The 18,536-nt window shown below is 62.9% G+C and carries 19 protein-coding genes and 1 pseudogene; 7 read left to right on the forward strand and 13 right to left on the reverse strand.

Translation table 11 applies throughout. The annotated features are described in order from the left end of the window. Positions 1 to 147 precede the first annotated feature (147 nt). On the reverse strand, positions 148 to 519 hold the full coding sequence (locus tag JQ632_RS10000; protein WP_020608151.1) for a helix-turn-helix domain-containing protein: 372 nt from the start codon (positions 517 to 519) through the stop codon (positions 148 to 150). Between the two features lie 28 nt (positions 520 to 547). After that, positions 548 to 1,594 (reverse strand): LysR family transcriptional regulator, encoded by a 1,047-nt coding sequence (locus JQ632_RS10005; RefSeq protein ID WP_212402264.1) that lies wholly within the window; start codon positions 1,592 to 1,594, stop codon positions 548 to 550. 461 nt (positions 1,595 to 2,055) lie between these two features. Between JQ632_RS10005 and JQ632_RS10010 the strand changes: the two genes are divergently transcribed. Further along, positions 2,056 to 2,322, forward strand: a complete 267-nt coding sequence (locus JQ632_RS10010; RefSeq protein ID WP_212402141.1) for a hypothetical protein — start codon at positions 2,056 to 2,058, stop codon at positions 2,320 to 2,322. Between the two features lie 207 nt (positions 2,323 to 2,529). Next, complete coding sequence (locus JQ632_RS10015; protein WP_212402142.1) at positions 2,530 to 3,261, forward strand: cytochrome c biogenesis CcdA family protein; 732 nt, start codon at positions 2,530 to 2,532, stop codon at positions 3,259 to 3,261. A 21-nt stretch (positions 3,262 to 3,282) separates the two neighbouring features. Here the strand turns inward: JQ632_RS10015 and JQ632_RS10020 are convergent, their stop codons facing one another. The 7 genes from JQ632_RS10020 to JQ632_RS10040 are packed head-to-tail and all read right to left on the reverse strand — an operon-like array spanning position 3,283 to position 8,823. Next, positions 3,283 to 3,963, reverse strand: coding sequence for an HAD family hydrolase (locus JQ632_RS10020; protein ID WP_212402143.1), 681 nt, complete (start codon positions 3,961 to 3,963; stop codon positions 3,283 to 3,285). Positions 3,964 to 3,986: 23 nt separating this feature from the next. Next, positions 3,987 to 5,075 carry an aromatic ring-hydroxylating dioxygenase subunit alpha gene (locus JQ632_RS10025; protein ID WP_212402144.1) on the reverse strand — a complete coding sequence of 363 codons (1,089 nt, stop codon included), beginning with the start codon at positions 5,073 to 5,075 and terminating at the stop codon, positions 3,987 to 3,989. 16 nt (positions 5,076 to 5,091) lie between these two features. After that, a complete protein-coding gene (locus tag JQ632_RS40430) occupies positions 5,092 to 5,169 on the reverse strand; it encodes a hypothetical protein (RefSeq protein WP_409363476.1) in 78 nt (25 codons plus the stop codon). Next, on the reverse strand, positions 5,136 to 5,879 hold the full coding sequence (locus JQ632_RS10030; RefSeq protein WP_249151682.1) for an SDR family NAD(P)-dependent oxidoreductase: 744 nt from the start codon (positions 5,877 to 5,879) through the stop codon (positions 5,136 to 5,138). The genes JQ632_RS40430 and JQ632_RS10030 overlap by 34 nt, the downstream gene beginning before the upstream one ends. Before the next feature lie 14 nt (positions 5,880 to 5,893). Then, a complete protein-coding gene (locus JQ632_RS40250) occupies positions 5,894 to 6,706 on the reverse strand; it encodes a PEP-utilizing enzyme (protein WP_312015590.1) in 813 nt (270 codons plus the stop codon). Then, positions 6,658 to 7,704: a hypothetical protein gene (locus JQ632_RS39405; RefSeq protein WP_249151684.1), complete on the reverse strand. Its 1,047-nt coding sequence runs from the start codon at positions 7,702 to 7,704 to the stop codon at positions 6,658 to 6,660. Before JQ632_RS39405 ends, JQ632_RS40250 begins: the two co-directional genes overlap by 49 nt. 24 nt (positions 7,705 to 7,728) lie before the next feature. Continuing rightward, positions 7,729 to 8,823, reverse strand: a complete 1,095-nt coding sequence (locus tag JQ632_RS10040) for a PEP/pyruvate-binding domain-containing protein (protein WP_212402145.1) — start codon at positions 8,821 to 8,823, stop codon at positions 7,729 to 7,731. Between the two features lie 123 nt (positions 8,824 to 8,946). Here JQ632_RS10040 and JQ632_RS10045 point away from each other — a divergent pair, with 123 nt between their 5' ends. After that, complete coding sequence (locus tag JQ632_RS10045; protein ID WP_212402146.1) at positions 8,947 to 9,789, forward strand: helix-turn-helix domain-containing protein; 843 nt, start codon at positions 8,947 to 8,949, stop codon at positions 9,787 to 9,789. Positions 9,790 to 9,964: 175 nt separating this feature from the next. Here the strand turns inward: JQ632_RS10045 and JQ632_RS10050 are convergent, their stop codons facing one another. After that, a complete protein-coding gene (locus JQ632_RS10050; protein WP_212402265.1) occupies positions 9,965 to 11,422 on the reverse strand; it encodes a sensor histidine kinase in 1,458 nt (485 codons plus the stop codon). A 363-nt stretch (positions 11,423 to 11,785) separates the two neighbouring features. Between JQ632_RS10050 and JQ632_RS10055 the strand changes: the two genes are divergently transcribed. From JQ632_RS10055 to JQ632_RS10065, 3 genes are all read left to right on the forward strand, one after another. After that, positions 11,786 to 12,778: a TRAP transporter substrate-binding protein gene (locus JQ632_RS10055; RefSeq protein ID WP_212402147.1), complete on the forward strand. Its 993-nt coding sequence runs from the start codon at positions 11,786 to 11,788 to the stop codon at positions 12,776 to 12,778. A gap of 81 nt (positions 12,779 to 12,859) precedes the next feature. Beyond that, positions 12,860 to 13,375: a TRAP transporter small permease gene (locus JQ632_RS10060; protein WP_212402148.1), complete on the forward strand. Its 516-nt coding sequence runs from the start codon at positions 12,860 to 12,862 to the stop codon at positions 13,373 to 13,375. Then, positions 13,372 to 14,691 carry a TRAP transporter large permease gene (locus JQ632_RS10065; protein ID WP_212402149.1) on the forward strand — a complete coding sequence of 440 codons (1,320 nt, stop codon included), beginning with the start codon at positions 13,372 to 13,374 and terminating at the stop codon, positions 14,689 to 14,691. The genes JQ632_RS10060 and JQ632_RS10065 overlap by 4 nt, the downstream gene beginning before the upstream one ends. Positions 14,692 to 14,733: 42 nt before the next feature. Here JQ632_RS10065 and JQ632_RS10070 read toward each other — a convergent pair whose 3' ends face one another. Then, a complete protein-coding gene (locus JQ632_RS10070) occupies positions 14,734 to 16,008 on the reverse strand; it encodes a serine hydrolase (RefSeq protein ID WP_212402150.1) in 1,275 nt (424 codons plus the stop codon). A 170-nt stretch (positions 16,009 to 16,178) separates the two neighbouring features. Between JQ632_RS10070 and JQ632_RS10075 the strand changes: the two genes are divergently transcribed. Next, a complete protein-coding gene (locus tag JQ632_RS10075; protein WP_212402151.1) occupies positions 16,179 to 17,096 on the forward strand; it encodes an intradiol ring-cleavage dioxygenase in 918 nt (305 codons plus the stop codon). A gap of 93 nt (positions 17,097 to 17,189) precedes the next feature. Here the strand turns inward: JQ632_RS10075 and JQ632_RS39410 are convergent. Together JQ632_RS39410 and JQ632_RS10080 are read right to left on the reverse strand one after the other, a co-directional pair. Then, a pseudogene (locus tag JQ632_RS39410) lies at positions 17,190 to 17,419 on the reverse strand (glycerol-3-phosphate acyltransferase); the annotation flags it as partial. Between the two features lie 186 nt (positions 17,420 to 17,605). Then, positions 17,606 to 18,172 (reverse strand): hypothetical protein, encoded by a 567-nt coding sequence (locus JQ632_RS10080; RefSeq protein WP_212402152.1) that lies wholly within the window; start codon positions 18,170 to 18,172, stop codon positions 17,606 to 17,608. Positions 18,173 to 18,536 lie beyond the last annotated feature (364 nt).

Here is an 18,536-nt window from a genome sequence, read left to right on the forward strand (position 1 = left end):
AAATTCGGGTGGGAAGGAGGCTCGCAGCCCCCTCGAAAAGCAAAAGCCGCGCGTCAGCCGGGCGGCAAGGTCATGTCCAATCCGGCCGCGCCCCCGCGGCGCGGCGGATTGAACATCTGGCCGTCAACGGCCCGGCGGTCAATCGGCTCAGCTCTCGTTCGCCGCGATCGACTCCATCAGCGACACGAGCTGACGCTGGACCGTCTGGTCCTTGATCTTGCTGTAGGCGCGCAGCAGGCGCAGGCTGAAGGCCGAGTCGAGGAACAGGAGGCTCTCGACCTCGCGCGCCTTGTTGTCGCCGTCGTAGAAGAAGGTGACGGGCACATCGAGCGCCGAAGCGATCTGCTGCAGACGAGCTGCGCCGACGCGATTGACGCCCTTTTCGTACTTCTGGACCTGCTGGAAGCTGACGCCGAGTTTCTCGCCAAGCTCAGCCTGCGAGATCTTCATCTCGACGCGCCGCAACCTGATCCGTTTGCCAAGCTCAATGTCCGGCTTGCCGGCACTGCGCTGCTTCATTCTCTTTGCCGCTGTTTTCATACTGTTCTCACCGATCTTCGGTTGAAAATCCCCCGAAGAGCTGGGTCAGGGGTTCGCCCATATACACTTCCTTGAATTCGCGAGGATGCACGAATTCGTCCTTGAACCACGGGAAGCGCGCTGGATTGAAGGCTTCGATCAGCCAGTCAATCATGTGCCGCACGCGCGGAATCCGGCCGCTACCGGGATGGTAGGACAGCCAGATGTCCAGCGGTCTGTTCAGCTCGACTTCCAGTGGCACCAACTTCCCGCCAAGCGCGATCGCGTAGCTCGGGAACACGCCGATGCCGGCTCCGTTCGCGACAGCCCAGTAGTTTGCGCTTGAGACGTTGGTTTTCATGACCAGCAGGTCACGTTCGGCAACGCCCGGGAAGAAGCTCTCGAAGGTCTCTTTGGCGGCGATCTGGTCGGCGAATTGCAGCACCAGGCGGTGCTTGATCAATTCCATCGCAGTGTGCGGCGCGCCATACTTCTCGATGTACTTTTCAGCGGCCCAGAACATCAGGTGCATGCGGCCGAGCCGCACCAGCTTGATGTCGAGCGCGGACGGCCGCGACAGATGGATCGCGACGTCGGCCTCGTGCCTGCTGACGTCGGCCGAACGCATTGCGCAATGCAGGTCGACCAAGATGTGCGGATAGGCCTGCTGGAATTCGACCAGCCGCGGCGCGAGCCAGAACGTCCCCAGCCCTTCGGTGATGGCGACGCGGACTTCGCCGGAGAGCGCGTTGGCGACTGAATCGCTCGCGCGCATCACGTCGAAGGTGGCAGCCTCCATACGTTCGACTGCGGACACCACCAGCGCGCCCTCGTCGGTGAGATGGGTGCCGTGCACGTCCCGGGTGAACAGGGTGGCGCCGATCTGACGCTCGAAATCGTCGATCCGTCGGCGGACGGCGTTGATGGAGAGAGAAAGGCGCTCAGCGGCCGAACGGAAGCTGCCGCAACGCACGACCTCGAGGAATATCCTGGCCGCATCCCAATCCGTGAGGCCGCCGAGGATCGCTTTCTGGCGTTCCTCCAGAGGAACGCCCCTTTCCGCCATGAGGTGCATACAAGTCCTTTCGGCTAGATAAACTGGCAGAATCTTGGGCAAACCACAACCACGGCGGGTTGCGGATAGGCGAGTTTTGAACGCCATCCTTACCGTGCATTTGGAGGTATTGGAGTGCGCCAGGAGCTGGAAATCGGGCAGGGTCTTGCCTGGAATGAGGGGTATCGCGTGCGTTCCGTTGCGAGCCTTGAGACGGTTGCCGAGATATCGGGTCCGCCCGGAGCGGAGAACAATGCCCGGGGAAGGGGACATTCGATCGGGCCAGATTTATTGAGCACTACCTCCGCGCTTGCCGCTTTTGCCTCACGTCTTTGTTTGCAATGGAACCCGGTTTCCGGGCCAGAACGCGCCGAAATCGAGTTCGAGGGCTCTGACTCGCCGTGCTATTCTCACCCGCGATCTTCGGCCGAGCGGATGATCGCCAATGTTTCTCACAGGTTGAATTAACGGAAAGAACGCCGGTGTCGCATACAGACGAACAATTGCAGTCGGTACTGGAGACGCTCGAGGAGTGCCGAAAGGTGCTCAACGAAAGCAATGGCCGCGAGACGGCAGAGTTGCTGTCGATCGTCATCCTCGACTTGCGAATGAAACTCAAAGGGATTGCCAATGCCGAGCTTCGGGCATTGTGCGACGAAATGTTGCGGGGCATGGCCACTGATCCCGCTTCTCGTGCCAAGCCGACGCAGGACCAGCCCCGGCGTCCGCTGCTCCGCGTGGTGAAATAGCCACGCCGCCCAATCTCGCGTTCGCGAGCATTGTGCGCGGCCCGATGTCGTATCTGTGATCGCAGACGGCATCGGGCGGGGCCTGGCATGGGCCTCCCTCGGTTGCGCATTCCCCAGCATCGGGTACACCAGAGCCGGTTCGGCCCGTTCCTGCCGCGCATTCGTCGCGTGCCGGCTCGCGGGCCTCGAGATGGCTCCGACTGCGTCATGCAAAATGTTTCGATCCCGGCGGCGCTGATTGCCGGCCTCGTCAGCTTCCTGTCGCCCTGCGTCCTGCCCCTGGTCCCTCCCTATTTGGTCTACCTGACCGGCGCCACGATCGAGCATGTCGAGAGCGACGAGCCGGCAGAGGCGTCGCGGCGTGCGATCATGATGTCGGCCCTGCTGTTTGTGCTGGGCTTCTCGACAGTCTTCATCGCGCTCGGCGCCAGCGCCTCGCTGATCGGCGGGCTGATCCGTGCCTGGTCGGCCGAATTGTCGATCCTGGCCGGAATCGTCATCATCATCATGGGCCTGCACTTCCTCGGGCTGACGCGCATCGGCCTGTTGATGCGGGAAGGGCGGCTGCCGATCCCAAGACCCGTGGGCCTGTGGGGCGCCTACATCATGGGGCTCGCCTTCGCGTTCGGCTGGACGCCCTGTATCGGGCCGATCCTGGCAGCAATCCTCTCCATCGCCGCGGCGGAGGCGACCGTGACCAAGGGCGCGGGACTGCTCGCGGTCTATTCCGCCGGCCTCGGCATCCCCTTCCTGATCGCAGCCTTCATGGTGGAACAGTTCTCGGCCCTGTTCGCGCGCATGAAGGGCCATCTCGTCAATGTCGAGCGCGCTATGGGCGTGCTGATGGTGGTCACCGGCATCGGCTTTCTGACCGGCGCGGTCTCCAATGTCAGCATCTGGCTGCTCGAGACGTTTCCGGCGCTCCAGAGCATCGGCTGATCCTGCCGCTACGGCTAAGGCTCAGCTCACGCTCTCCGCAGCATCGATGCCCAGCCGCGCGAGCACACGGGCATAGGTTTCCGCCGGCCGCGTGACGTCGAACCATTCGGCCTGCATGCCAGCGGCCAGCGCGCCATTGATATTTCGTGGCTGGTCGTCGACCATCAGGCAGCGTTCGATCGGCGTACCCAGAGAGTCCGCCGCCGCCTGATAGGCGCGCGGGTCGGGCTTCATGATGCCGGTATAGGTGGCATCCACGATCGCGTGCATCAGCTTGAGCACGGACAGTTTGGCACCGAAGCCGGGACCGTTGAACAGGTCGAGCTCGTTTGAGAGCACACCGACCTTCCGTCCGGCCTGACGGACCGCGCGTACGGTGGCGAGCGCTTCGGGGCGTGTGGTGGAGTCGACGGAATCGTTCGGCGCGGGCGCCATCATCATGCGCGGACTGGTCCACTCCTCGCCGATCAGGCGGCCGACTTCGGCGGCGCGCAGGCCCCAGTATTCCCGCTCGGTGATGCGGTCGGCGAGCATGTCGCGCCACAGTTCGTCGTTCTCAGGGTCGAACGGACCGCGCCAGCGCAGCGTGCCGGGCGCGAGACCGAGCCTTCGCTCGATCGACGGCTGACGTTCAAACGTGGTTCGGCAGATCACGCCACCATAATCCAGCACAAGCGCGACAGGCACTTCAGGAGAAGTCATTACGGGGATCCCTCGGCCTCAGCTCACTCGGCAACCTGCAGCGTGGCGGGCTGCTGTCCTGCCGTGAGCGCCTCCTCGTCGAGCTGCCGCTGGATCAGCCGCCGCGCCAGCACCAGCGCCTGGTCGTGCGCGATGACCAGCGGCTGGAATGGCTGGCCGCTCTGCAGCGCCTTCTGCTGCACCTCGATGATGTCCTTGTCCTCCTTGAACGCGCGGGCGACGCCGTCGAACACGACGTCGATCACCTCAGAGGTCTCGGTCTTGAAGTTCGCGGCATGGGTGAACCAGTAATGGGTGCTGGTCGCCGTCTCCGGCGTCTGCACCGAGCAGTGCCGGTATTGCATCGCCTCTGGTACGAGCCGCCCCTCATGCGCGCCGGTGCCGGCCGGTGCCGAGCCGGTGTACAGGCGCACGAACGATGGCGCGAACCATTCGTAGATCTGCCAGCGGTCGGCCGGGCCGTGGAAGGTGGCGATGCTGGCGCGGTTGGCCTGAATCTGATCGTTGTAATAGCGCCGCGTGATCTTCAGGCCGCCTTCGATCTGTTCGACCTGCGCGCGGGTCGTCGCCGTGCTCGGTGTCCCGATCGTCGTCGAGTGAACATAGGTCAGGTGCGAGAAGTCGAGCAGATTGTCGACGATGAGCGTGTAGGGCGCCTGGTAGTGCAGATAGGAGCGCTTCTTGCGCCACGCCTTGTCGGTGTGCCACGCGAAGCGAATGATTTTATTGGGATCGGCCTTCGCCGGCTCGCCCATCCAGATCCATATCATTTCGTCCTGCGTCACCACCGGATAGCTCCGCACCCGGGCGCGTTGCGGAATGATGTCTTGTCCGGGGATTTCGGTGCATTGGCCCTCGGCGTTGAAGAGCATGCCGTGATAAGGGCACCGCAGGCTGTCCCCCTCGCGGCGACCCGTATGCAACGGCGCGCCGCGATGGCAGCAGCGGTTCTCGAGCGCAACCAGGCGTCCATCGGCTGCGCGATAGAACACGATCGACTCGCCGAGCAGCGTGCGCTCGAGGACGCTCTCGGCCGAAATTTCGTCCTCCCAGCCGGCGACGTACCAACAATTCCGCACGAAGCGGTCGACACGGGTTTCGATCTCCATCATCGAAGGATCCTCCTCATCAAATGAATTGCTTGCCACCGTCGACGACGAGCGTCTGCCCCGTCACGAACGCGGCCAGGGGTGAAGCGAGGTACAAAGCGGCGCCAACCACATCGTCCGGCACGGCCGCGCGCGCTTGATCGCGCCGCGCTGCGTGCCGTAGTTCGCCGCATCCGGGATCAGGCCCATGCTGGCGTCGGTGAGCGTGAAGCCGGGCGCGATCGCGTTGACGGTGATGCCATAAGTGCCGAGTTCGTTGGCGAGCACACGCGTCAGGGCGATGACGCCGCCCTTGCCGGCGACGTAGTGCGCCCAGAGCTGCGAGCCGCTGAAGACCGTGGCGGAGGCGAGGTTGACGATACTGCCGCCCGCCTCGAGCATCCATGGCCGCACCGCGCGCGCCATCAGGAACGGGCCCTTCAGGTTGACCAGCATGACCCGGTCCCATTCCGCGGGGTCGAGTTCGTGGAATCCGGCGCGGGTGAGCCCGCCATAGATCGCGGCGTTGTTGACGAGCACGTCGATGCGCTTGCGGCCGGACACGGCATGCGCGGCCGCATCAGCAAATCGCTTCGTGCTGTCCTCCTGCGTCACATCGAGCGGCAGGCCGAGGATGCGCCGCTCGGGGTGACGTTTCGCAAGGTCACCGGCGACGTCCTTCACCGTATCGGTGGAGATATCCCCGAGCACGAGGTCCGCGCCTGCAGCGGCAAAGGCCTCCGCGAACGCCAGCCCAAGCCCGCCGGCCGCGCCTGATATCACGACCGTGCGGCCGTGAAAATCGAGCGCTGGCGCGGCGGCGTTCATTGCGATTCCCGATGTCAGTTCGCGAGCAGTTCGACGGTGCCTGCGGAGCCGTCGACCCGCAGTTTTTGGCCGGTCTTGATCACCGAACTTGCCGACCCCGTCGCCGTGACGGCTGGCAGTCCATATTCACGGCACACAATGGCCGCGTGCGACATCATCCCGCCGATGTCGGTGACGGTAGCGCTGATCTTGCTGAAGACCGGAGCCCAGCTCGGCGCCGTGACCGGTGCGACGAGAATCTCGCCGTCCAGGATCTGATCGAGCTCGTCGGGCGAGCGGATGACGCGCGCCCGGCCTTCGACAACCCCTGGCGAAGCCGCCATCCCCTCCAGCCGCGAACTGCTGGTCGGGCCCTTCAACCATGCGGAAATGCGGTCGCTGGTAATGCCCCACAGCATGATCGTGAACGGCTCGGTCACGATCTCCGGCGGTTCATTGAGCGCCGGCTCTGGCCGGTGTTGCGCCAGGGCGTCCATGATCTTTCTGCGCTCCGCGACCCGCTGCGGCCAGAAATTGGGCCCGGTCGGTGTGCTGCCCACGGCCCAGGCGCTGCAATAGTCCCACAGCGCGTCCCGGACCTCGTTCCGGCTCAGGAAGAACAGCCCTTCCGGGTCCGACCAGAAGCCGGCCTTGACGAAAAGCTGGTTGAGCTCACGCATCTTCCGCCAGAACACGCCGAGCGACCAATGCTCGATGTAGAAGTTGTGATTCTCGACGTAAGGGAAGACGGTGCGTGCAAGGCCGAGCTTCTGTTCGAAAACCGGCCGCATATCGCTGTTCAGAAGCTCTGCATATTCCCTGGTGATACGCTCACGCTCGGCGGCCACTTGTGCGGTCGGCCGTTCGATTGTGACGCCCTTCCTGAGCTGCGTGATGTAGTTCCGCAAATACCCGAGCGGATATCGAGGTGCTCGATCCAGTATTTGTCGGACGAGTAGAAGCCGTTCCCCGAGGTGAAGTTGAACCACGGATTTTGCGCGGCGGTCCATGCGTCGAGCCACTGCTTGCCCTTGGGGAGGGCGGCCACGGCAGCAAGGGCCTGCTCGACCGAGCCGGTCATCAGTGCGGCATCGACGCCGGTTTCGATGGCGAGGTGCGCGAGCTTCTTCAATTCGTCGTCGGGCCGGAACAGGTCGACGTCGATGCCCTGGACCATGCGGGCGATCGCCTGGTCCGGAATGTTGGGGAACTGCTCCTTGCAGAAACCAAAGAAGTCGAGATAGGCGGCGTAGCCGAGATTGAGAAACTCGAAATGATACTGCCAGGTCTTGTAGCAAAGCTGCAACGCGGTGTCGTAGCGCTCGAGCAGATCGTAGGTGTCGTCGAGGCCGCGCCCCTCGAACACCCATTCTTTCGCGACCATCTCCGGCAACGGCTCGAACCGGAGCGCCTCCATCTCGTCGATGGTACGGCGCACTTTGACGTGCCAGTTATCGAGGAGCTTGTTCCAGTTCTGGAAATAGAAGCCCGCGCGTTCAAGGAAATGCGGGACGCGTGCGGGAATCTTCTCGGGCTCGACCGCGATCGGGCTCAGATAGAGATAGCCGTTGTGGATGCGGTAATCGACGCCGTTGGCCGGCGGCACCATGAGGTGACGCGTGTTGTATTGACCGAGGCACTTGACCGCATAATCCGCCATGATGGTGTCGAAGGGGCGGAATGGCGTCGGCCAATGCTGAGCGTCGCAGAACCAGAATTGCCCTTCATCCCCTGCCTTCCGCTCCTGCTGGAACAGGGCGTAGTACGGGTAGAGATCACGCCATCCCTCTGCGCCCGCTGGCGCCTTGAGTTCGTAGGGACTCGGGAATTTTGCCTGCGCGTTCATGCTCTCTCCCCGTGTTTTTTGTGGTCAATGCTTCCGCGATGCCAAAGGCGCCATCAATGTGCTGAGCACACCCTCGATGCCCGGTGCGTAGCTTTTGGACACGGCTGGAGCGCTCGCTTTTCGGCTCCACACGGTTTCCGGTCGGCATTGCAGCAGGACGACGCCTTCGTCTTCGGTCCTTCGCGCATCGATCGCCCATTCGACGTCTTGAGGTCCACCGAAGGCCCGCTCGACGGCTTTGACGACCCGGGCAACCGCACGAATTTGCGCGTCGGTGAGGCTCGCCACGTTCCGCCTGACGTCCTCTACTTCACGCGAGACAGTCGTTTGATTGGCGATATCGGCGACGAGTTCGGTGGGCTTGCTGGCAATCACCCGCTTGATAGGCTCGAGCAGGACCTTGTCCACGACGAAATAATCCGGCGTCGCCTGGCCGGACACCAGCGGCTCGCCCAGTCCCCACACGGACTCGATGACGATTTTGGAACGGTCGCCATTCGAGGGATCGAGGCTCATGGCGACGCCCGCCGCGCGCGCATCGGCCATTTGCTGGACACCGACGGCCATGGCTTGTTCGAGATGGGCGAGCTTGTGTTTTCCGCGATACGCGATCGCGCGCGCGGTGAACAGGCTCGCCCAGCAGTCGCGGACCCGGTCGACGACGGCAGTTGCGCCGACCGTCCATAGAAATGTGTCGCCCTGGCCCGCGAAACTGGCCTCGGGCATGTCTTCGGAGGTGCCGGACGAGCGCACGGCCACCGGCAGATCGCGGCCGACGCGTGTGCAAAGCTGGTCGTAGCCGAACCGGATCGCATCGGTGACCCGATCAGGCATGGCTTCCGACTTGATCAGGTCCTGGATTTCGCCCGCAATCCTGGCTTGCGCTCCGACGTCATTCTCCGGGATCGCTTCGATGCGCGTCCGGATCTCGCACTCCAGATTGCGGGCGGCGAGCGTTTCGAGGTAGGCCCGGGTCGTCACTGCAAAACCCGGCGGGACCGTTGCGCCGGCAGCTATCAGCGAGGCGAGGCCGGCACACTTTCCGCCGATCAGCGCAACATCGTGGTTTGACGCCTGCTCGAACGTGAGCACGTATTGGTCGCCGTTTTGGGCACCCATTGACGCGTTTCCGGCCTGGTTTCTGTCTTTGTCGTTGGGGCAAAGCTTACACGTTTCAGCGGAGATATTTTGCCGATGCTCTCCTGTTTCACCAGGTGAAACTGTGCTATTGGTCGGGCGGATTTGAGCGGAACGGCAGATGGATCATCCCGGCGTCACCGCATGAGTGTAAAAGCCATTCGCGCCCTGGACCGGGGGTTGGACGTGCTGCGGATCATTCAGGAGTCCAAAGCCGCAAGCCTGAACGATCTGCATCTGGCGACGAGGCTGCCGAAAGCGACCTTGCTGCGAATTCTCAAGACACTGATTGGCCGCGACCTGATCTGGCAGCGGATCGCCGACGGCGCCTATGTGCCGAGCTATACGTTTTCAAAGCGCGCAAAAGTCTTCGACGAAGAGACCCATCTCGCAGAGGTCGCGGCGCCGATCTTGGCGGACCTCTGCACGCGCGTGCGCTGGCCTTCGGCTTTGCTGAGCCCGCGGCTCGATCACATGGTGACCATTGAGTCCAATCGTCCCATGTCAGATTTCGACTACATCATTTCGCCGAACCCGGTTGGCTCGTTCAACGTGAACATGTTGCGCTCGGCCTCGGGGCGTTGCTACCTCGCGTTTTGTTCGCCGGAGGAACGCGCTGCGATCATTGCGCGGTTACGGAAAAGCGGCCGTCCGGGTGATGCGCTGGCGCATAATGCAGCCAAGCTTGATCGGATACTCGCCGACGTTCGCGCGCGTGGATTCGGCACGCGCGATCGGGATTTTGGCGGTCACTACGACCTTCCGAGAAGCAAGGTCAACGACGGCCGGAATTCCATCGCCGTTCCCGTCCATGTCGGCGATGAGGTCCTTGGATGTGTCAACCTCACCTGGATCGCCAGGGTCGCCACCGTGTCAGTCATCATCGAACGCTTTCTCCCGCAGTTGAACGAAGCTGCCCAGGCCATCGGCAGGCGCATGACTGCGTGAGTGGTTTGCGTGAAAGGCGACAGGTCGGCGCTGGCTCGGTGGAGAGGTCCCAAGCGTCGCGATGATGGCAACATACACCCGATTTGCCCGACGCGTCAAGCGAATTTCGTAAAAGTCGAAGTAGTGCGCCGGCCGTCACCGGCTACTTTGCATGGGGTTGTTTTCGATGTTTTGGTCAGCGCGCCTCGTCCAGCGTGCAACTGATCGTGTAGACGACGCCGCGCGGCAGAAAATCCACGGTCGCCTCGCCGCCGAGCTGATCGCGGGCGCTGCGCTCGATCAGGCGTGAGCCGAAGCCGCGCTGCACCGGCGCCGTCACCGGCGGGCCGCCGTTTTCGGCCCAGATCAGGCGCAGTCGCGGTTTTGGCGTGTCGGCGGTGACCTCCCAATCGAGCGTCACCGTGCCGGTCTCGTTGGACAGCGCACCGTATTTCGCCGCGTTGGTCGCGATCTCGTGCACGATCATCGACAGCACGACCGCAAGCCGGGGCGACAGCGGCACAGACGGTCCGGCCATCCGGATGCGGCCGGGGCTGCTCAGGAGGAACGGCTGCGTCGCGCGCTCGATGACGTCCTTCAGCTCCGAGCCCTGCCACTTCTCCTGGCTCAGCAGATTGTGCGCCTCGGCGAGCGCGCCGAGCCGTCCCTCGAATTTCGCCCGCTCGGTCTTGCTGGCACTGCGGAAGGTCTGCACCGCGATCGCCTGCATCAAGGCCAGCGTGTTCTTGACGCGATGGTTGAGCTCCTCGATCAGGAGGTCGTGCAGCATCTCGCCGCGGTGAATCGTGGCGGCCATGCGCACCGCGAAGGCAAGTCCGGTCAAGAGCAGCACGCCGCCGATCAGGCTGGTGATCGCGATGTTGCGCCAGAGCGGTGCGACCAGCGAGCTCTCGGGGACGCCCGCCGCGACCGTCCAGCCGGTCAGCTTGGAGCGGGTATAGGCGGCGCTCAGCTGGATGCCGTCGAGCGACACCGCCGACAGCGAGGCTTCGCCTCTGCGGAACATCTCGTCATAGAGGGAGGGCGTGGCGCGCTTGCCGACATTCTCGGCCGGGTTGGGGGCGCGCGCGATCACGATGCCTTGGGCGTCGAGCAGCGCCACCGTCCATTGCTCGTCGGGCCGTTGCTTCTCCATCAGGTTCTGGAACATGTCGACCGGCGGGCTGAAGCAGAGGTCGTAGATCACCTCGCCGTCGCGCAGCACCGGAACCTCGACCGTGACCACCTGGCGCTGCTTGAACGCGCCGAGGAAGAGGTCTGAATATTGCGGCGTCCTGGTCGCAAAGACCTTTTCGGCCATCTCGACATTGTTGCGCGTCGGCAGGCTCGCCGTGTCCTCCGTCATGGACGAGAACACCAGATGCCCCTTGCGGTCCGAGACCAGCACCACACCGTCCTTGCCATACTGTTCGAGAAAGCCGGCGGTGATGCGCCGGAAACCCTGGAAGTCGCCGGTCGACAGCGCGTCGGTCAGCGCCAGCACCTGCAGGCCGCCGGTCATGCGTAGCACCTCGGCATCGAGCACGAGGCGCATGCTGCGCACCGTCTCGAGCACGCGCCGCGTCGCGTCGTTGCGGTCCTGCTGGTAGTTGTAGAAGGCGATGCCGACGGCGAACGCGATCAGCGGCAGCATCGTTCCCGCGATCAGAAGGGCTAGTCGTACGGGCAGGGTGAGCTTTGGCAAAACGCGGATAGCCTACTGTGGCGCGACGGCGCCGGACCGCGTCGAGCATAGAACAGCACCGGAATTGCGCCACTGCACATTTCGTCATGTTGCCAGGCGGTTCCGTCGGGCACGCCGGTCGGCCGAGCAGCGCGAGTTGCAGTGCAGCAGATCGCGTCTCCATGGCCCTGCGACGAAGGGTACCGGTGCCATACGCACGCGAAATAGCTTCCGTCCCGCCGACGTTTTTCATACGCTTCCCTTCACGCAAGCCGCATACCGGCTGCGCTTATGGCCCGGTTACAGGGGCGGAGCATCAAAGGGAGGGAGACAATGAAGCGGAGGTCATTTCTCGCTGGGCTAGGTGCGACCACTGCGGTGGTTGGCATGCCGTCGATCCTCAGGGCGCAGGCCCCGATCTCGCTGAACGGCGCCGTGCAGTTCAACGACGATCACGCCTTCAACCGGGCACTGCTCCGGTTCGAAGAGCTGGTGAAGAAGTACTACGACAAGCCTGTCAACTTCACGCTGCACAGGAACTCGTCGCTCGGCCTCGAGAAGCAGTATTTCGAGTACATGTCGCAGGGCAAGGCCGTCGATTACGGCATCGTCTCGCCGGCTCACATGTCGACCTTCGCCAAGGCCGCCCCGTTCATCGACGCGCCCTTCGTGTTCAAGGGCATCGAGCACATGAACAAGGTGGTCGAAGCCAATATCCTGGCGCCGATCGCCGATGAGGTCGCGGCGAAGGCCGAGGTCGTCCTGATCGGCTATGCCGGCGGCGGCATCCGCAACATCTTCGCCAACAAGCCGCTCAGGAATCTCGCCGATCTCAAGGGCCTCAAGGTGCGCGTGCAGGGCGCGCCGATCTGGTCGAAGACCTTCGCGGCGGTCGGCATGAGCCCGACCGTCATCGCCTACAACGAAATCTACAACGCGATCCAGAACGGCGTGATATCGGCCGGCGAAAACGAGGCGGCCGGCGTCGAGGCGATGAAGTTCTATGAAGTGGCCCCGCATCTCAACCTGACGCAGCACGCCGTGTCGATCCGGCCGATATGCTTCTCGGTGAAGACGCTGAAGACCTTGCCGAAGGAGTTGCAGGCCGCGATCATGAAGGCCGGCAAGGAAGCCGGCGACTACGGCCGTCAACTGGAATCGAGCGAGGAGGTCGTCAAGCTCGACACGCTGGAGAAGGCCGGCAAGCTCAAGCGTGTCCCGTTCGAGGAGCGCGACGCCATGAAGAAGCTCGCCGATCCCGTGATGGCCACCTACGCCAAGGAAATCGGCGCCGAGGGCATCTTCGAGAAGATCAACGTAGCCTGACCACTCCCTGTTTGCCGACAGAATATCGGGGCAAGCCCGACGGCTTGCCCCCTGGTGACGGTTGCCGCCCGCGGAGCTCCAATGACCGAAATACCTGTTGCGCCGAACCCGTCGCTGTGGCGACGAGCAACGGCGGCCTATGCAAGGCTGCTGGAAATCCTGCTTGCCGCCTGCGTCGGCATCCTGGTCGTTCCGGTGACGCTGCAGATCATATCGCGCTACACCCCGTTCATTCCCTCCTACATCTGGACCGAGGAGATGGCGCGGTTCCTGTTCGTCTGGACCATCATGATCGGCGCGATGGTCGGCATCCGCGAGTCGCAGCATTTCGAAGTCGACGTCTGGCCGGATCTGTCGCGGCGGTCGGAGGCTTTGGTGCGAATCCTCGCCCGGCTCAGCGTGCTGGCGATGGCGCTGGTGTTCGTGTGGGCCGGCATCGAATTCACCAGGTTCGCGTGGAACAGGACGTCGGAGCTGGCCGACCTGCCGCTCTGGCTGATCCACGTCGCCTGGCCGGTCGCCGGCGTGACGTGGATCGTGTTTGCGGGCGAACAGATACTCGACGAAATGCGGATTCTGGTTGGGGCGAAGCAATGACAGGGAATGTTCTTTCCGCCGGACAGGCCGCGGCGGTTCTGTTCGGAGTCTTCGTAGGCCTGCTCATTATCCGCGTGCCGGTCGCTTTCGCGCTCGGCCTTGCCTGCGTGCCGATCCTGTTGATCGAACCTCATCTGTCGCTGATGACGCTCGCGCAGGAAACCTTCAACGCCTACAATTCATTCATCCTGCTGGCGGTGCCGTTCTTCCTGCTGACCGCCAATCTGATGAGCATCGGCGGCATCACCGACCGCCTGGTCGCACTGTCGCGTTCGATGGTCGGACACTGGCCGGGATCGCTGGCGCAGATCAACGTCGTGCTCTCGGTTTTCTTTGCGGGCATCTCCGGCTCCTCGACGGCGGATGCGGCGAGCCAGTCAAAAATCTTCATCGATGCCCAGACCAAGGAAGGTTACGATCTCTCGTTCTCCATCGCCATCACGGCGGTATCGGCCGTCCTGGCCGTCATCATCCCGCCCTCGATCCTGATGATCGTGTGGGGTGGGCTGATCTCGACCTCGATTGCCGCAATGTACCTGGCCGGCATCATACCGGGCCTTCTGATCGCCGGTGCCCAGATGGCAACTGTCCATGTCTACGCGGTGCGCCGCGGCTATCCGACCTATCCGAAGGATAGCTGGCGGGATTTTCGCTGCGCGATCTGGCGGTCGCTGCCGGCGCTGATGACGCCGTTCATCATCGTCGGCGGCATCCTGCTTGGATGGTTCACCGCAACCGAATCCGCCTGCGTCGCGGTTCTCTATTCCGTGGCGCTGTCGGCGTTTTTCTACCGCGAGACCGGTGCGCGCGAACTGTACAAGGCCTTGCTCGACACCGGACGCCTCGCCGGCGTTGCCTTGTTCTGCGTCGGTACCGCGAGCGCGTTCGGCTGGCTGTTGGCCTACTACAAGATTCCGCAGGAGCTCTTGGCCAACGTCTCGACCTGGGGCATGGGACCGATTGCCGCCGGCTTCTTCATTGCGTTCTGCTTCCTGGTCGTCGGCTGCTTTCTCGACGCCATTCCGGCGATCGTCATCGTCGGCACCGTGCTGGAGCCGCTGGCAAAATCCGTCGATCTGCATCCGGTGCAGTTCGCGATCATCTCGATCGTGTCGCTGGCGTTCGGGCTGGTGACGCCGCCGTACGGCTTGTGCCTGATGATCGCCTGCGCGGTCGCCGGTGTACGGCTGCGCTATGCCTTGAAGGATACGGCGATCATGCTGGTGCCGATGTTGGTCGTGCTGGCGGCCCTCATCGTCTGGCCGAGCGTGTCGCTGTTCCTGCCGCGCCTGATCGTGCCGGAGATGCTGAAGTGAGCGATCCCGCGGCCCTGAGGCCGCGGGATCTTCTCATTTGCCTTACAGATTGCTCTCGCTGATCGCGGCATAGACCATGCTGCGCAGCTCGCGGCGGATCGGGTAGGCGCTCGACGGCAGCACCTGGGTCATGAAGATCGCGATCAGCTCTTCGGCCGGGTCGATCCAGAACGAGGTCGTCGCGGCGCCACCCCAATTGTATTCGCCGGGACTGCCAGCGATCAGCGTCTCTGCCGGACGCATGGTCACCGCAAAACCGAGACCGAAGCCGATGCCGTTATAGGTCGCCTCGGAAAACAGCGAGCGCGACACTTCCGGCAGCGCTTGTCCGCCCGGAATGTGGTTGGTCGTCATCAGCGCCAGCGTCTTCGGACCGATCAGCCTGACGCCGCCGAGCTCGCCGCCGTTGAGCAGCGCACGGCAGAAGGTCAGATAGTCGGCGACCGTCGAGCACAACCCGCCGCCGCCGGAGACCAACTCGGGCGGCGCAAGGAACGAACTCGTCGCCGGATCGTCCTGCAGAGTCAGGCCTTCCTTGCGCTGGCCGGCATGGAATGTCATGCCGCCACCCGGGTCAGCGGAATAGCAAGCCGCCAAACGATGCGCCTTGGAGGCCGGCACGTGGAAATCCGTATCCGTCATGCCGAGCGGATCGAGAATGCGCGTCTTCAGGAACTGCTCGAACGGCATCCCGGAGATCTTGCCGATGAGATAGCCGATCACGTCGGTGGACACCGAGTAGTTCCAGGACTCGCCGGGCGAGAATTCCAGCGGGATGGTCGCAAGGTCCGCGATCAGCGAATCCAGCGTGCCTGCCTTGATGACGTCGCCGAGCTTCTTCTCGCGATAGGCGGCATCGACGTTGGAGCGCTGCTGGAAGCCGTAGGTGAGCCCCGAGGTGTGGCGCAGAAGATCGACGATCAGCATCGGCCGGGTCGGCGGCCGCGTCAGGAAATTGGGGGCGGTGCCGGCGACGAAGACGCCGAGGTTCTTCCACTCCGGAATGTATTTGTGAACGGGCTCGTCGATCGCGACCAGGCCTTCCTCGACCAGCATCATGAAGGCGACGCTGGTGAGCGGCTTGGTCATCGAATAGATGCGGAAGATGGTGTCATCCTTGAGCGGGGCCTTGCGCTCGAGATCGGCAAGACCCTGCACCGAGCTGTGGGCGACCTTGCCGCGGCGATAGACCAGAAGTGACGTTCCGGGGAAGCGGCCGGCATCGATATACCGGTTCTTCAGATGCGCATCGATGCGGTCGAGCGCGGCCTTGGACATGCCGACGGATTCGGGCGAGGCGGGGGTGGGGGCGAGCATCAGGGAATGTTCCTCCGGGCGGTGTTGTCGGCCATGGTGATAGCCGAAATTGCCGGGCCATTCCAACCCGGTCGCGCTTAACTCTGCCGCCCGCAGTGGTGTAGGCTAGCCGTCGGAACGCTCCTCCGGGGACCAACGAGAAAACCGCAAGAACGGGAAGCCAGGGCACCATGACCCAGTTCAACGAATCCGAGCTCACTAACGCCGTCATCAGGAGTTTTGACGACACGCCGAACCCGCGCGCAAAGTTCCTGCTCCAGGAATTGGTCAAGTCGCTTCACGACTATGTCAGCAAGACCAACCTCACCTTCGAAGAATGGGACTATGCGATCGATTTCCTGACCCGTACCGGGCACAAATGCACCGACATCCGCCAGGAGTTCATCCTGCTGTCCGACGTGCTCGGCGTCTCCATGCTGGTGGACGCGGTGAACCACCGCGATCGCGGCGGTGCCACCGAGACCACGGTGCTCGGCCCCTTCTATGTCGGCGAGCACAAGGTGACGCCCCACGGCACCGACATCTCACCGCACAACCTGACCGGCGAAAAAATGTTCGTCGAGAGCCGCGTCACGGACAACAACGGCAAGCCGCTTGCGGGCGTGCCCGTCGACGTCTGGCATGCCGACGACGACGGCCTCTACGATTCACAGAAGCCGAACTACGATAGTATCGGTGCCTCCGGACGTGCGCGCTTCATCACCGATTCCGACGGGCGCTTCACCTTCCGCACGATCTTGCCGTGCAGCTATCCGATCCCGACCGACGGTCCGGTCGGCGAGATGATCGTGAAAACCAACCGCCACCCGATGCGCCCCGCCCATGTGCATTTCCTCGTCAACGCCAAGGGCTACGAGCCGCTGATCACCCACGTCTTCATCGGCGGCGACAAATATCTCGATTCCGACGTGGTGTTCGGCGTCAAGGACGAGCTCGTGGCCAGGGTGGAAAAGCGCAGCGATGCAGCGACGCCCGACGGCAAACCGGTCGCCGCGCCCTGGCACCTGATGACGTATGAATTCCACCTCAAGCCCGGCGGCGGGTTGGCGCCAAAACCGCTGGGGACGCAGGCGGAGGAGCCGGCCTGACGGCTCCCCGCTGGGGCGTACATACATGCTAGGCCGCGCTGCACTCAGGGCGCGTACGACGTCCGCTGTGCTTCCGAAGGCGGGGCGCTGGAGTTACGCTTGTGCTTTCGTGTCTGCGGCACTTCGGCCTAGGCTTGGCTCGGTGCCCACGAGTAGCCGTTGAATGTTGGCACGTGGCGAACAATCACGCAAATGCCGCCCGCGATCACCAGCAACTGATAGGGCAACGGTTGCTCCAAAGCGCAGATAAGAACGATTGCGGCCATCGCCGCGAGTATCGAGCTAAGGGAAACAATCCGACCAATAGCTAGCGCGACGCCCCAGGGAAATCGATGTCGACAACGAGAAAGATGTCACTCAAGCGTGTCGTGGGCCTATTGCATTCACAACCGTTGCTCTCTGCTGATGAGTATCTGCAGAAAAAAGAGCCCGGCTGTTGGCCGGGCTCTCGTTCAGTGATTGACACCCGCTATCGATAACCAGCGTTTAGGGCGACCTCGAGGTTAGGATCATTTGATCTCCCACGACGTGTTGTGCGGGATGTCCATCGCAAAATAATCGCCGGAGCCAGCCAGCGCAGGCATAGTGATGCACGCAAATGGCTCGCTCCCGGTGATCCCCTTATACTTGCCGGTACCTCCGGTGATGATATGGGTTCCACAGTCCATCTTCGGCTGGGACTTGTCGAGGTCCCGAGTATCGAAGGTCGAGAAAATCTTGTCGCCGTCGCTGTCGGCCAGCACGCAGGCTCCGTCAATGTATTTCTTCTCACCGGATGAGACGTTCAGCGCTACGCAACGCGCGGACATCTTGTCCAGCATCTTCTCTCCCTTCATGTTTTGGGTTGTTCCGACCGCCTCCAGCATGGTGGCTTTGCCAAGTTCGGCGGTATCAATCGCCATCAACGGCCTGAAAATGAAGTGCGTCACATAGGGGGTCGTACCCTTCTTCTCAATCGGCTCGCTCTGAGCAGCCGCGGGGGCCATGGCCACGAGCACTGCTACGAATGCCGTTGTCTTGGCAAGCCTCCAGGCTGCAGAGGGGGTATCGCTTATGCTCAGGTAAATAGACTTCATGGGGCCCTCCTTGGAATCGAAGGGCGGCTTCAAGGCTCTGCCGTGAGCCGCCGTCAAGTTGGAAATGACCTGCTTTGAACCTGCGTATGCTTTTCCTTGCTAGAGTCGAGTTGTGCGTCGGCGCTGAACGCCAACGCGACACACCCGAACGACGCTTCGTCTCAAACCGACGAAGTATGCAGAGATTGTAGCTTGGATCGTTGGTTCATGAGCTTCTTGGTAGAACCGGCTCAGCCAGAACTGACAAACGGTCAACACTGAAGGCATGATCGCACGATCCAAAGCGATCCGCACCGTAACATGAAGCGTGGCGGTCGTCAGCCGTCGGGTCCGCAAAGCGCAGCAAATATCGTCAGCTGTGCTG

This window comes from Bradyrhizobium liaoningense (genome assembly GCF_018130955.1).
GTDB classification, from domain to species: Bacteria; Pseudomonadota; Alphaproteobacteria; order Rhizobiales; family Xanthobacteraceae; genus Bradyrhizobium; species Bradyrhizobium liaoningense_C.

Coding starts and splice junctions, on each gene's coding strand:
- JQ632_RS10015 (WP_212402142.1), top strand. CDS start 2,530: ATGCAAAATGTTTCGATCCCGGCGGCGCTGATTGCCGGCCTCGTCAGC.
- JQ632_RS10030 (WP_249151682.1), bottom strand. CDS start 5,879: ATGAACGCCGCCGCGCCAGCGCTCGATTTTCACGGCCGCACGGTCGTG.
- JQ632_RS10020 (WP_212402143.1), bottom strand. CDS start 3,963: ATGACTTCTCCTGAAGTGCCTGTCGCGCTTGTGCTGGATTATGGTGGC.
- JQ632_RS10025 (WP_212402144.1), bottom strand. CDS start 5,075: ATGATGGAGATCGAAACCCGTGTCGACCGCTTCGTGCGGAATTGTTGG.
- JQ632_RS10060 (WP_212402148.1), top strand. CDS start 12,860: ATGACCGAAATACCTGTTGCGCCGAACCCGTCGCTGTGGCGACGAGCA.
- JQ632_RS10040 (WP_212402145.1), bottom strand. CDS start 8,823: ATGGGTGCCCAAAACGGCGACCAATACGTGCTCACGTTCGAGCAGGCG.
- JQ632_RS10080 (WP_212402152.1), bottom strand. CDS start 18,172: ATGAAGTCTATTTACCTGAGCATAAGCGATACCCCCTCTGCAGCCTGG.
- JQ632_RS10055 (WP_212402147.1), top strand. CDS start 11,786: ATGAAGCGGAGGTCATTTCTCGCTGGGCTAGGTGCGACCACTGCGGTG.
- JQ632_RS10050 (WP_212402265.1), bottom strand. CDS start 11,422: ATGCTGCCGCTGATCGCGTTCGCCGTCGGCATCGCCTTCTACAACTAC.
- JQ632_RS39405 (WP_249151684.1), bottom strand. CDS start 7,704: ATGAACGCGCAGGCAAAATTCCCGAGTCCCTACGAACTCAAGGCGCCA.
- JQ632_RS10070 (WP_212402150.1), bottom strand. CDS start 16,008: ATGCTCGCCCCCACCCCCGCCTCGCCCGAATCCGTCGGCATGTCCAAG.
- JQ632_RS10005 (WP_212402264.1), bottom strand. CDS start 1,594: ATGCACCTCATGGCGGAAAGGGGCGTTCCTCTGGAGGAACGCCAGAAA.
- JQ632_RS10065 (WP_212402149.1), top strand. CDS start 13,372: ATGACAGGGAATGTTCTTTCCGCCGGACAGGCCGCGGCGGTTCTGTTC.
- JQ632_RS10075 (WP_212402151.1), top strand. CDS start 16,179: ATGACCCAGTTCAACGAATCCGAGCTCACTAACGCCGTCATCAGGAGT.
- JQ632_RS10000 (WP_020608151.1), bottom strand. CDS start 519: ATGAAGCAGCGCAGTGCCGGCAAGCCGGACATTGAGCTTGGCAAACGG.